Origin of the sequence: Anatilimnocola floriformis, from assembly GCF_024256385.1 — a bacterium.
Lineage (GTDB): Bacteria > Planctomycetota > Planctomycetia > Pirellulales > Pirellulaceae > Anatilimnocola > Anatilimnocola floriformis.
The window spans coordinates 5,876,492-5,889,860 of sequence record NZ_JAMLFW010000001.1; the positions used below are offsets into that span (position 1 = coordinate 5,876,492).

A 13,369-nucleotide genomic window follows, 5' to 3' on the forward strand; every position below is an offset into this window, starting at 1 on the left:
TTGCTGCCGCAATGCTCTTCTTATCTGCGGCTCGTTTATGGGCCGCCGACCCCAGCGAAGATTTGAATTCACTCGATCGCCACTTCGCTCGCGAGCTTGAGATTCTAGCGATCAGGTGCGATACGCTCGGCCTGACCGAACAAGCCAAGATCACGCGCGAATGGCAAACTCGACGGACGAAGGGGCGCACGCTGCTGTTTCTGCCGCCAGTGGTTCGCGGCAATGACCTGCCAAAGGAAGCTTCCGATCTCGTGCAGAAGTGGCACGTCAAGTTCCACGCACTCCGGCAGGAGCAAGCCAGTGGTTTGACGAAGCTCGCCGTCTCACTCGCCAGTGCCAAGGAGGCCGATCCCGCCACGGCCTATCGCTTGTTGCACGAAGCCCTCCGCGAAGATCCCGACAATCGCGCCGCGCGCAACGCGCTCGGTCATCGCCGCAACGCAACCGACAACGCCTGGGAAGCGTATTCACCGCCACCGACCATTTCGGCTGGCAAAACGCCGCATCCCAAGACGGGCTGGCAACAAGGGAAATACTGGCGCGTCGATTCGAAGCATTGGCGAATCGCGACCAATCAATCGGGCGCGGCGGGTGTGGAACTCGCGAAGAAGCTCGAGGACTTTCATTGGTTGTGGAAGCAAACCTTCTTCGAGTTCTGGTCGAGCCGGGCCGAACTCGAGCAAGGAATTACCAATCAACGCCCTCTGCCCGAACCGGGCATTCAACTGAATGTGCTCCTGTTTCGCACTCGCGACGAGTACGTGAAATATCTCAGCAGTCAGCCGAACATCGGCCTGACGCAGGGCTTTTATTCCGACGCGCAGCAGACGTCGATCTTCTTCGTCGGCGACGAAACGGTTCAGCCGACCTGGTTTCACGAAGCGGCTCATCAACTCTTTCAGCAATGGCGAGGCACGCCGCAGGGAGTCGGCGAAAAGCAAAACTTTTGGATGGTCGAGGGAGCGGCCATGCATGTGGAGTCGTTGCAGAACCACGGCAGCCACTGGACCGTCGGAGGTTGGCAAGCCGATCGTTTGCAGATCCCGCGTTACAGAGTGCTGAATGGTGACAAGGGCCTGCCGCTGCAACAACTCGTCGCGCTCGGCCGCGATCAGGTGCAAAGCAGCGCTGACATTCGCAAGATTTATTCGCAGTCAGCTGCAACGGCTCATTTTCTGTTCGATCACGAAAGCCCGATGTACCGCTCGGCCGGCGGCACGCTGCTGCGCGAGATCTATCGCCAGAACGACCAACGGACGTCGCTCGCGCAACTGACCGGCGCGAGTTTTGAAGAGCTCGATGCCGGCTACCTGAAGTCGCTGCAAGTCACCGACGACGATCTGCTCACCACGCCCGGCCTGGCCAGGTTGCGAAATCTCGCGCTCGGCCGCACGCAGGTCACTGCGAAAGGCCTCGCAGCACTCACCGTTTGCAGCGAACTTCGTTGGCTGGAACTGAGCGGCCTGCCAGTGGACGACGCAGCGTTCGCGAATTTCAAAAACTGCACGAAGCTCGATCAGCTATTTCTCGATGGCACGCAGCTTACCGACAAATCGTTGCCGCTGATTGCCACCTTCACCAATCTGGAAGAGCTTGATCTTTCGAACACTAAGCTCACTGACGAAGCCGTTCCGGCGCTCAGCAAACTTCGCAAATTGAAGACGCTGCACGTGACCGGCAGCGGCATAACCGCGGCTGGCGTGCAGAAATTGAAAGCCGCGATTCTCAAGCTAGAAATTCAGAACTGACTCATTGTCGACTTTCGCTCCGCGAAAGTTGCCGCCGAAAGAGCGCCGCGATTTTCGGCCGTTTGGCGAGCATTCGTGATTGCGGATATGATGCCTCCAGGCAATTCTCCAACGATATCTCATTTAGCAAAGACGCGTGCTGTCACGAAGTGAAAGCCGACAAACAATGCGCCACTACGTTCTCGCCGAAACCAACTACGCCTACACCAAAGCCAATCCATACGAAGTGGCCGTGCTGCCGCTCGGCGCGACCGAGCCACATAACTTGCACCTGCCGTATGGCACCGATCTGTTCGAAGGGACGATCGTCGGCGAACACATCTGCGCCGCGGCTCATGCCAAGGGAGCGAAGGTCGCGTTGCTGCCAACGATTCCGTATGGCACCGAGACGAACATGGCCAAGTTGCCACTGGCCATCAATGTCGATCCCTCGACGCTGTTTCGTTTCGTCACCGATATCGTCAAGTCGTGCATCGCCAGCGGCGTGCGAAAGGTCGTGCTCCTCAACAGCCACGGCGGCAACGAAATGAAGCCGCTCCTGCGCGAGCTAGCCGACAAAATCGACGGCCATCTGTTTCTCTGCAATTGGTATCACGCGCTGGGCGAGGAATATCAAAAGATTTTCGAGCACAAAGAAGACCACGCCGGCGAAATGGAAACGTCCTTCGGCCTCGCGTATTTCCCCACGCTCGTTGCTCGCACCGCCGACGGCAAACTAACCGGCGACGACGGCCAAACGCGAAAGAGCCGCTTCGAAGCTCTCAATCGCGGCTGGGTCAGCATCACCCGCCCGTGGCATCTCCTCACTACCAACACCGGCAGCGGCTATCCCCACGCAGCAACTGCCGAAAAAGGCCAGCAGATGATGCGCGTGCTCGAAGATCGCCTCGGCACGTTTTTGCTGGAACTGTCGAACGCCAAGCTGGATGAGAAATTTCCGTTTGCGGTGGAATAACCGTGCGGTAAGCCGTTGCGGCTGCGGTGCAAATTGCTCTGGGGCGAATTGCCGGTAACCAACTAAAATGGCCTGACTTATTCTTCGCCGCTGCAAGGAAGCCACAACATGACCACGCACGAAACCATCAACCGCCGCTACGCCGAAATTCAAACTTTGCTGCGAGACACCTTCGGCGCCGAAGGTCGCGGCGTGGGCGAGATGGTCCGCAGCGTCGAAAGCAGTTTGCCCACGACGCTCGCTTGGGAAATCCGAGCCATCGCTCACATCCGCAACAAGGTGGTTCACGAAGGCCTGTCGGAAATTCCGCGTTACTTCGAGCCATTGTGCATCGAAGCCGTCGCCGGCATGAAGCGACTCAAACCAAAGAAAGCCGCGAAGTCGAACCCGCAGCCACCAGCACAGCCCGCCAAGGCCCAAATGCCGCTGTTCGCCATCCCACAGCCACCCAAGGCGCCGGCGGCCGCCGCCACCACAGCTGCAAACAGGTTCCCGCCGCCCAAGCCACTCTTCTCGCTGCCGGCGAAACCGGCGGTCATTCCGCCCGCGCCAGTTGCCGTGACGACCGTCGCGCAGCCATCTGCAAAGGCCCCCGCCGCTCCAAAGAAGGTCAAAGCGGTAAAGCCCAAAGCCGCACCGAAGAAGGTAGCCAAGAAGACTTCGAAGCCAATCGCGCTGAAGCGATCGGCGAAGAAGAAATCGGGAAAGTGATTGTTCGTGAGAGTCTCCGACGGCAACAAAAGTGGCCTCGGCCGCTATGCGCGATCCAGGCTTACCTTGGGCTGCCTCTTGTCGCCGCTGTTGTTGTTGCTGATGGTCTTGCTGGTAGCGGCAATTGGCTGCTGGATGCACTTACGGCGTAGTCACAATGAACTCGTCCAAGAAATCGCGAGCGTGCGCGAAACAGGCCGCCCGCTGACAACGATTGATCTGGAACTGCTTTACAAGCCGGAGCCTGGGCTGCCCGATGTCACCGCTGAACTCGAGAGAGTTTTGCGAATTTTAGATGACAAAGAGGTTGAGGATTCTCTCGCGCGGGTGCGCAAATTGGGTGACGCGCTAAGGACGACGCCCAACCGCGAGCCTACGCCTGAACTGGCGGAGATCGAGCGCCTGCTGGCTCGCTTTGAGCAGCTACTCGCGTTCGCGCCGTCGCTGCTCGATCGTGAGTTCACCACGAGATTTTCTTACGATCTCACGCTCGGGTTCGCATCCTCCACACCGCATGCTTTTCGCATGCTGCAAGGGACGCAAGTTCTCGGTTTGCAACTGCGTGTCGACTTGTATTGCGGGCGAACCAGCGAGGCTGTGAATCGCCTACTACAGCAGCTGGCGATGGCTGACACGTTAGGCAATGATCCAAACGCCATTCCGCAAATTGTGCGGCTTGTGATAATTCGCACCGCGGTCACAAGTCTCGAACTTCTCCTCGGCCAGCAGGAAGTCGAGGAGCAAGATCTCACTCGCTTGCAGAGTGCCTTTCAAAAGCTAGACCTCCGGCGATCGCTCCAATTTACAATCCGGGCCGAGCGGGCGATGGAATACACCTGCTGCACGTGGCCAGTCGAGTCTTTGGCTGAGAGCGACGGCGATGAGAAGACGCGCAACCGCGATTTCATCGAGCAAAACTTAGCCCGCGGGCCACGCTACCCGTGGGACGCAGCCGTGGTGCTTAAGAGTTTTCGCCGCTTGGACGAAGCGGCAGAGTCATCGGTGCATGCCGTCGTGCGCGAGTGGAACGCCGTCTCAGACGAATGCAGAACTCGCATCAAGAGGGCAGGACGTACATATCCCTATTCCTCGGTCCTCCTGCCGCCGTTTTCTATAACTATCAAGCAGTTCGCGATGGCTGATGCCCAAGGTGGAGCAGCAATTGCCGCTATCGCGGCAGCGCGGTTCCGGAAAAGGACTCAGCGCTGGCCCGCAACCTGGCAGGAATTGGTTCCTGAGTATCTGCCGGTCATTCCGCTCGATCCTTTTTCGGGGCAAGAAATGCTTCTGCGACTGAGCTCCGAGTCGCTGAAGATCTATAGCGTTGGCGAGAACAAACAAGATGAAAGTGGCAGCTGGCAAGAAGGCGAGTTCGCTGATGTGGGTGTTGCGATTGAAGTCGGGAAGCCCGAATGAATACGGGTATTGTTTCGGACGTGCTTAAGCGGGTTGTCATTCGACTGTTGACAGTCTCTCCGCCCGAACGTACTGTTAGATAGTCGCTTGCTTCCCCGCTCTTTGATTCTCAATGTCGACCAATCGTTACAATCCGAACATCGCACTGCACAGCAATGGCTGGGGCACAGCTGGGATTATTACGGGTCGAATTATTGAGGGACGAGCATAGGGCGGCACGCGGCTAGATTGAACCTTTCAAGCCCTGACGCCCACTGGTGTCAGGGCTTTTTTTGTTGGTACGGGCGAACGAATACGTTTCTGAAAGAGTCTGCCATGCGAACGATCCAGATCTACGACACGACTTTGCGCGACGGGACGCAAGGCGAAGGGGTCAGCCTGTCGCTGGAGGATAAACTGCAGATTACGCAACGCCTCGATGAGTTGGGCGTCGACTTTATCGAGGGTGGCTTTCCGCTTTCGAACCCAAAGGACATCGAATACTTTCAGCGCGTGCGCGAGCTGCCGCTGAAGCATGCCAAGGTCTGCGCGTTTGGCATGACTCGGCGGCGCGGAGTGGCCGCGAAAGATGATCCCGGGATGCGAGCCCTCGTCGATTCGCAAGCGCCGGTAGTGACCGTCGTCGGTAAGACTTCGGACTTTCACGTGACGGAAATCTTGCGAATCTCGCTCGAGGAAAACCTCGACATGATCCGCGACTCGCTCTCGTATTTGAAGTCGGAAGGACGCACGGTGTTTTACGACGCCGAGCATTTTTTCGACGGCTTTGCGGCCAATCCGCAGTACGCGCTGTCGACCATTCGCACCGCGGCCGAAGCCGGCGCGAGCATGGTCATTCTGTGCGATACCAATGGCGGCACGATGCCGGAGCGAGTCGCTGAACGGGCAAAGCAAGCCCTCGAAGTTCTCACGCCGCTGGGCGTCGCGGTCGGCATCCACTGTCACAATGATTGTGAGCTGGCCGTCGCCAACTCGCTGGCTGCCGTCGATGCCGGCGCCTCGCAAGTGCAAGGGACGATGAACGGCTTTGGCGAGCGCTGCGGCAATGCCGACCTGATCTCGGTGATGGCCAATCTGGGTTTGAAGAAGGGCTATCGTGTACTGCAAGGCGAAGGGCTCGATCATCTGACCGAGCTTTCGCGGTTCGTCTACGAAACAGCGAATCAGAATCATCGCAACAATCAGCCCTTCGTCGGCCAGAGCGCGTTTGCTCACAAGGGCGGCATGCACGTGCATGCGATCGCTCGCGCGACGAGTTCTTATGAGCACATCGATCCCGCGCTCGTCGGCAACGAGCGGCGGATTCTCGTCAGCGAGCTTTCGGGCCGTTCAAACATTGCGGCCCTCACGGCGAAGCACAATTTGAACGACGATCGCAAACTGATGGACGCGATCCTGCAGCAAGTGTGCGATCTAGAAGCCAAGGGTTATCAGTTCGAAGCAGCCGAAGCGAGTTTTGATTTGCTCGTCCGCAAAGTGGCTGGCACGTTCAAGCCGCATTTCGAGCGCCTGAAGTATCACATCGCCGTGAGCGCGGGCGCCGATGGCAGCGAACCACAGACTGAAGCGACGGTGAAGATCCGCCTGAATAATCAGGATGGCGATCAGCCGCGGTTCGAAAGCGCCGAAGGCGACGGCCCGGTCAACGCGCTCGACGGCGCGCTGCGAAAGGCCCTCAACGGCACGTTCCCCGGCCTCGGCGACATGCGGCTGATCGACTACAAGGTCCGCGTCGTCAACGGCGAAGCGGGCACGGCGGCGAAAATTCGCGTCATCATTGAATCGACCGATGGTGAGGACACCTGGGGCACGATCGGTGTGAGCGAAAATATCATCGAAGCCAGCTGGCTGGCGCTCGTCGACGCGGTTGAGTACAAGCTGGTTAAGGATGAACAGCAGTAACGATTCAGTTGCTACCCCGCGTTCTGGGGTAACCGGGCGGGAGCTACATCCTCGCAGCCGATCGTTTCCAGTTATACTTGCAGCATGAAGCAACGCAGGAAGCCGCGTGGACCGGAGAAAAAGGAGCCGTCGCGCGCTGCTGACCAATCCGTCGACGAAAAGCCGACCGGCATTCTCGCCGGCGACGAAGCTCGTCCGGCAGAAATGCGGAACTTCGTCATTCTGGTCATCTACCAGGCACTGATGCGGACCGGTTGGATTTTCAAAACCGAAAGCGTCATCATGCCGGCAGTGCTCGAGTCGCTGGCCGCGTCGCCCTGGATGATGGGTTGCCTGCCGCTGCTCAATCGCTTCGGCCAGAGCATTCCGCCGTTGCTCGTCGCTCGCCGCATCAAGGTCACGCCGTTTAAGAGTCGAGCCTTCATCGGCACGACAACATCGATGACGCTGATGTTCGCCGGCATCACCAGTTTGTGGCTGTTGCATCTCGATAAGTTGCCGCACCTCGCGGCTTGGATTTATCTATTGCTGTACGGGCTGTTCTTCACCGCGATTGGCATCAATCAGCTGGCTTACAACACGCTGCAAGGCAAACTGATCCGACCGACGCGGCGCGGCCGGTTGCTGATGATTGCCGACGTGATCGGAGTAACTTCGGCCGTCGCTTGCGCGGTGATGCTCTTGCCGCGATGGTTGCACGAAGGGGCAGCCGATTTCGAATGGATCTTTGGATTTTCCACGGCGTTGTTCGGGGCAGCTTCGCTGATGGCGTGGCAGATTGTGGAATTGCCCGACAATCACGACGAACCTCCCAAGCCGCTGCGCCGACTGTTCGAAGGAGCCTGGCGAACGCTGAAGGAAGATGCCAACTTCCGTCGCCTGGCGATCGTCTCCGCGCTGTTCACAACTTCGCTGCTCCTCTTTCCCTTCTACCAATCGGTTGCACGCAACAAGCTGGGCTTGGGTTTTCCGATGCTGGTGTGGTGGGTCGTCGCGCAGAATTGCGGCACGGGACTGTTCAGCGTTCTCACCGGCCCGATCGCCGATCGATTTGGCAATCGCCGGGCACTGAGCATCGTCACGCTGCTGATCTGCGCGGCGCCACTCGTGGCGGCGATTTTGATTTCGCAAACAGAACTCGGCAAGAATTCGTTCTCGCTCGTCTTTGTACTGATTGGTTTGACGCCCGTCGCGCAGAAGACGTTCAACAACTACACGCTGGAGATCGCGCCGCCGAGCGAACATCCGCGCTACCTGAGCACGCAGAACTTGTGCATGGCAGCGCCGCTGTTCCTGTCGCCGCTCGCCGGTTACCTTGTCGGCGTTGTCGGCTTTTACACTGTCTCGCTGTGCATCACCGGCCTGCTCTTCCTCGGCTGGCTCCTAAGTTTCACCCTCGTCGAACCAAGACATCATCAGCCGGGTGCTTATGTGGCGCCGGGGGATGACAGTTTGTAGTAGTTTTGAGTTGGGGAGGCGAGGGACGAGAGGCGGGAGACGAGGGAGAATACAATACAATCCTGAATCGAACTTCTGTTCCCCCGCCTCCAGTCCCTCGCCTCCCGCATGTTCGAACACCTTCGCCACAAACCGCCGACTGCTCTGGAACGCCCGCGCGAGATGATCTTGGTTTGCGCGCCGCTGCGAAGCAATATCAACCTCTCGAACATGCTGCGGACGGCTGGTTGCTGCGGCATTGGCCGAGTGATTGCTTGTGGCAATCCGAGCATTCACAAGTCGATCGCGCGCGACGGCGGCGAACAGGTCGAACTGGAAGTTCATCGCACGCTGCTGCCGGTGCTAAAGCAGGTGAAGGAAGAGGGGTTCACGCTGATCGGCCTCGAGCAAACGACCGGCGCGCAGAACATGCATCACTATCAGTTCCCGCGCAAGACCGCGCTCGTGCTGGGCAACGAACGTCTTGGCTTGACCGAGGAGCAGCTCCGCTGGATGGATGTGTGCGTGGAGATTCCTGTGTACGGTTTGCCCTACAGCTACAACGTGGCAACCTCGGCAGCGCTCGCCATGTACGAGTATTGCCGGCAGTATCCGACGGGCTGATCTCCTATCTCGGGCTTGCTGCCCGCACAATCGTTATAGCCGTGCGCAGTTCTCGCGAAACGTCGGTGGTTGCGAGATTGCCTCACACGATTCCTGACCTAGGTTTTCCCGGACCGGTATCGAACGCACGGCTTACCGTGTTGTCGTGTTCAGTTTCGTCGGCACAGGTCGGCGAAACAGCATGATTGATACAGGAATAATGTTTTCGCAAACGGTCAAGAAAACTACAGAAACGATTGACGACTTGTCGCGAATTCGATCTAAAGAATTCCCGCCAGATCGCCGCACGATGGCTTGCCTCCTCAGAGAGCAGCCGACGTGAACGTCCGGGAGATTGCCGCCGATGACTGCACCTTTTAACCTGGCTCGCCTGATTCGCAACTTGTTGGCCGCGCTCACCGCGCTGGCTTGCGGAGCCGCTCCGGCCTTCGCTCAAAACGTCATTCGCGGCACCACGCCGGGCTGGCCGGGCAACTCGGCGTATTACGCACCGCAAACGGCTTATCAGTTTGCGTCGGCGCCTGTGGTGCAAGCGCAATATGCTCCGCAAGCGGGCAACACGGCTTACTACGCTCCGGCTTCCGCAGCCCGCATTGCTTACGCAGTGCCGGCGACCGGCGCCTATCAAATCACTTACGCCGGGGCCAATCAGCCCGGCCTGGCGACGGCTGCTTACTACGGCGGCTATGCCGCTCCGGTGCAGCGCGTCGTCTACATGCAGCCGCAACAGCAGCAAGTTTATTACGCACCGCAAGCTGTCTCGGCTCCGGTGACTTACTATCGCGTTTATCAACCGGGCGTGGTCGCTGCTCCGCAGACTTGCGGTTATGCAGCCACTTGCCAAGCAGCTCCGGTGCAACAGTCTTGCGGAAGTAGCTGTGGTAGCAGTTGCGGCAGCGGCTGCTCACTTTGGCGGCCGTTCGCTTGGATGTGGCGTGGCAGCAGCAGCAGTTGCTGCAGCAAACCGACAACTTGCAACTACGGCGGCTGTGGTTCGCCATGCGGGGCCGCTGCCCCTTATTATCAGGTTCCCGTTGCTCCTGTCGTTCCGGTCGTTCCCGCTCCCTCGGGCATCCGCCCTCCGCTCGGTGGCACGACCATTCCCTCGCCTGGCACGCGCGGTCCGGGCGTGATCAATTCCGCTCCAGCCGACATGCGTCCCTCGCTGCCGTTCGGCAGCAGTGCGCCGCCCGCCGGTGTGCCGCTCAATAACAATCCGAATTTCAACAACAACAATCCAAACTTCAACACGCCGCTGCCGGGCAACAATCCGGGTGGTGGCATTCCCGGTGGTGGTTTTCCGCCGGCTCCGGGTGCGTTCCGTCCAATTACCGAAGATCCTTACACACAGCCGCTCAACAGCGCTCCGGCTGGCAACGTGCCGCCGATGCTCGCTCCGCCAGCTCCGAGCGGTTCGCAATTCATGGGCAGCGGTTATTCGAGCGATCGCACGCAGTTGAATCAAGAAATTCGTTCGAACACGATCAGCGAACCGGGAATGCCGCCGGCCAGCGTGCAGCCGTTGCGTGATCCGCATGGCAACGACCGGATCGAACCGAACAACAATCGTGCCCCGCAGTTGATCACCCCGGGCGACCGGACGGCGAGCAACGGCAACCGTTGGGCTGTGATTCCGGCAGTGTGGCCGGTGAAGAATGCCGAAGTTCGGCCCGTGGCGAAGTTCGAACAACGGCCTATCGCGCCGGTTGTTGCTCCCACGCAAATCGACGATGGCGGTTGGAAGTCTGCTCGCTAAGCTTCGCGAACTGACAAACTAGAAGTGACGGGCCATTGGTAACAATGGCCCATTTTGCTGCGCACTTAGTGCATCGCCGCCGCGCGTGATGGCCAGAGTCCTGGCGACGACGGAGCCGGCGTCTTCTTGTGTGCTTCGCCCAGCGTGAGGAAGCTGAGGATCTGCGGAGCACTCTCCAAGCGAGAGTCAGCGCTCAATCGTTCTTGACAGCGTGGGCAGCAAGCACCGGCGGCGGGGGTTTCAACGGCCCGACAATGGGCATCGCAAGACCAACAGTAATAAACGCTTCCGTCAAACATCAGTCAAACTCACTCGGCCCTCGAACTGTCGATAAGAAAGATCTATCGGCAATCGGCGCAACCGGCATGAGGCGAAAAACACGGAAAATCACGACAATCGGGCATACTTGGTGTAGGCCGAACCTCACATCGCAGGCATCACTCAGCGGGTTGTGAGGGAGGGATCGAATATAAGCAACTCAAATGCCGAACTCCGCTTGATCTCTCAATTGAATCGCAGCGGACGGCTGATTAGGCTGAAATTCAGCCCAAATTACCGCGAAAAGTGCAGCTGGCAGAGTTGCGCATTCGCGAAGGTTACTTTTCTTCACTTCCAAGGTCGGCCTGCATGCAGCTTATTATTCTGGCTGCTTTGCTGGCCACCTTGGCACATTCTGAGGCAGCGCCCGCATCGGCCACGGCCCCGCTAGCGGCGCAGTTCTTTAGCGAACAAGGCCGGTTAATCGGTTTGTTGCTGACTATGCTCGCCGCACCGTTTGCTACGGCTTGCGACGGCGGCTGGTTCATCGCCCGCTTGCGTCGCAATCCCCTCACCACCTGCCAGCAGTGGAGTCAGGCCGCTCAGCGTTACGAGCGACTACAACTCGCCGCGGGTTGGCTGTGGTTGAGTGCGTCATTGGCGGTGATCTATCTGTGGGATTGGCCGGCGTTGGTGCGGATTACTTGGGGCTGGAACGCCTGGCCGCTTGTCGATGACCTGCTTGTCCTCGCGCCGGTAGTCGGTTCGCTCGTGCTAGTTTGGATTACGTTTTATTACGTCGAACAAACTGCCCAGAAAATGCGTGAAGCAACCGAGCCGCGACAGTCGCTCATCGCTTATCTCGCCTGGCAATGTCGCCACTACCTGGCCATGGCGCTCGTTCCCGCCCTCGTTGTGCTCGGCGTTCAAGACTTCGGCGCCTACTTCGGTCAGCAAGAGTTGCTCACTGCGACATCGGCCAAGTTGAGCTGGCTCGGCATTCCCGTTCTCGCCTCGCTGGTCATCGCGCTGCCGTTGTTGCTGCGGCGACTGTGGCCCACGAGCAGTCTTCCGACCAGCGATTTGCGCACCGAGCTAGAAGCGATCAGCCAGCGCGCAAAGACACCACTGACACAGATTCTGGTGTGGGAAACCAACGGCCGACTGTCGAATGCAGCCGTCGCGGGCTTGTCGCGCTATTGCCGCTATTTGTTTTTGACAGATGCTCTGCTCGCCCAACTCGCGCCCACCGAGATCGCCGCCGTGGTGCGTCATGAACTGGCTCACCTGCAACGGCGACATTTGATTTTGCGATTGCTGCTCCTCACGCTCCCTGGCCTCGCGTGGTTTGCGTTCAGGCCATTGCTGGGCGATGAGTTTGCCTGGCTCAAAGATGCTTCGCCAAATTCGCTGCTCGTCGCGGGAATTTATCTGGGCTACGCTGCCGTAGTCGTTGGTTATTATTCGAAGCTGCTTGAATACGACGCCGACCTGGCAGCTGTCTTTGATGACGACGGCAGCGTGAATGCCGATTGCGCTCGCGATTTGATTCATGCCCTCGCGGTGCTGCAAGGCCCGCATGGCGACAGCAGTTTCTCCTGGCTCCATCCGCCAACTTCGCGGCGAATCGCCTGGCTTCGCCGAGTGCTGATGAAGCCCAGCGAGGGAATCTCTTATCGGCGCAAGCTCGATCGCGTCGCACAAATCATCGTTGCAGTTACTGCCGGGCTGATTGGGATGATCGCGATCGCCAGCCTGCTCGTTTAATCGCTATTGATTCGCCAGCAGAGCAACAAGCGTTACTGCCAGAATAATGATCAGGATGATGGCCATGACCATCACCACAATCAGCGGTAGCAGCACTGCGAACACAGCGCGCCCCATCGGCACTTCGTGCGCGAGATGAACCGCATAGACGCGGACCGCGAGCGACCATACGCCAACCAGCAGCGCACCGCCGGGAATCCACATGAGCCACGTGAGCGACGAGTGGCCATAACAGGCAATGCGAATGCTCGTGCTGAACGGCTGCCGACTCCCGCCGCACAGGATGAGGCAGAAGTGCAAGACAGCGCCACCAATCACGCAACCGAGCGTGGCCATCAGAGGCACTTCGACAAACAGTCGCGCGAGGGCGATGAAACCCAGACTGACAACCTGTTGCTGCAGAAACGACCGCTCGAAGCCTAGCAACTGCCCGCCGAAGTACACCAGCAGCAGATGCCACAACTCCATTCCCGCCACGCCGATGAACTGACCGATCGCGGCATAGAGCATGGCTTCGCCGAGCCGGCCGCGTTGTTTCATCTGGCTGAAGGCGGTCTTCGGCGCAAAGGCCACCAGCCGCGCGGTGGCGATGAACTTCCCCAACGATTTACCCGATTGTTCCCACGGCAAACCGGGCCGGCGATCGGCAGTCGAAACTTCGCCGAGAGGAATTCGCAGCAGCGTCTGGCACTGTGGGCAGCGGGCGTTCTTGCCGGTGCTATCGGCCGGCACGCGCAAATGTTGCCGGCAAGTGGCGCAGCGAAATTCGATGGTCATGCAGCACGGGCGCGAAGG

The 13,369-nt window shown here is 59.0% G+C and carries 10 protein-coding genes; 9 read left to right on the top strand and 1 reads right to left on the bottom strand.

Annotation, left to right across the window (positions count from 1 at the left end; all coding sequences use genetic code 11):
- Window positions 1-11 precede the first annotated feature (11 nt).
- The 9 genes from M9Q49_RS23330 (at window position 12) to M9Q49_RS23370 (ending at window position 12,574) form a co-directional block, all read left to right on the top strand.
- On the top strand, window positions 12-1,748 hold the full coding sequence (locus M9Q49_RS23330; RefSeq protein WP_254511356.1) for a leucine-rich repeat domain-containing protein: 1,737 nt from the start codon (window positions 12-14) through the stop codon (window positions 1,746-1,748).
- A 166-nt stretch (window positions 1,749-1,914) separates the two neighbouring features.
- Complete coding sequence (locus M9Q49_RS23335) at window positions 1,915-2,703, top strand: creatininase family protein (protein ID WP_254511358.1); 789 nt, start codon at window positions 1,915-1,917, stop codon at window positions 2,701-2,703.
- 108 nt (window positions 2,704-2,811) lie between these two features.
- Window positions 2,812-3,414, top strand: a complete 603-nt coding sequence (locus tag M9Q49_RS23340) for a hypothetical protein (protein WP_254511359.1) — start codon at window positions 2,812-2,814, stop codon at window positions 3,412-3,414.
- A 6-nt stretch (window positions 3,415-3,420) separates the two neighbouring features.
- The gene (locus tag M9Q49_RS23345; protein WP_254511360.1) at window positions 3,421-4,830 is read left to right on the top strand and encodes a hypothetical protein; all 1,410 of its coding nucleotides are present in this window, start codon (window positions 3,421-3,423) and stop codon (window positions 4,828-4,830) included.
- A 315-nt stretch (window positions 4,831-5,145) separates the two neighbouring features.
- Window positions 5,146-6,732, top strand: a complete 1,587-nt coding sequence (gene cimA, locus M9Q49_RS23350; RefSeq protein WP_254511361.1) for a citramalate synthase — start codon at window positions 5,146-5,148, stop codon at window positions 6,730-6,732.
- An 84-nt stretch (window positions 6,733-6,816) separates the two neighbouring features.
- The gene (locus M9Q49_RS23355) at window positions 6,817-8,190 is read left to right on the top strand and encodes an MFS transporter (protein ID WP_254511362.1); all 1,374 of its coding nucleotides are present in this window, start codon (window positions 6,817-6,819) and stop codon (window positions 8,188-8,190) included.
- Window positions 8,191-8,298: 108 nt separating this feature from the next.
- Complete coding sequence (locus M9Q49_RS23360; protein ID WP_254511364.1) at window positions 8,299-8,793, top strand: TrmH family RNA methyltransferase; 495 nt, start codon at window positions 8,299-8,301, stop codon at window positions 8,791-8,793.
- Window positions 8,794-9,136: 343 nt separating this feature from the next.
- Window positions 9,137-10,549, top strand: a complete 1,413-nt coding sequence (locus tag M9Q49_RS23365) for a hypothetical protein (RefSeq protein ID WP_254511366.1) — start codon at window positions 9,137-9,139, stop codon at window positions 10,547-10,549.
- Between the two features lie 627 nt (window positions 10,550-11,176).
- Window positions 11,177-12,574 carry a M48 family metalloprotease gene (locus M9Q49_RS23370; RefSeq protein WP_254511367.1) on the top strand — a complete coding sequence of 466 codons (1,398 nt, stop codon included), beginning with the start codon at window positions 11,177-11,179 and terminating at the stop codon, window positions 12,572-12,574.
- Between the two features lie 3 nt (window positions 12,575-12,577).
- Here the strand turns inward: M9Q49_RS23370 and M9Q49_RS23375 are convergent, their stop codons facing one another.
- Window positions 12,578-13,351, bottom strand: a complete 774-nt coding sequence (locus M9Q49_RS23375; RefSeq protein WP_254511368.1) for a YIP1 family protein — start codon at window positions 13,349-13,351, stop codon at window positions 12,578-12,580.
- Between the last annotated feature and the right edge of the window lie 18 nt (window positions 13,352-13,369).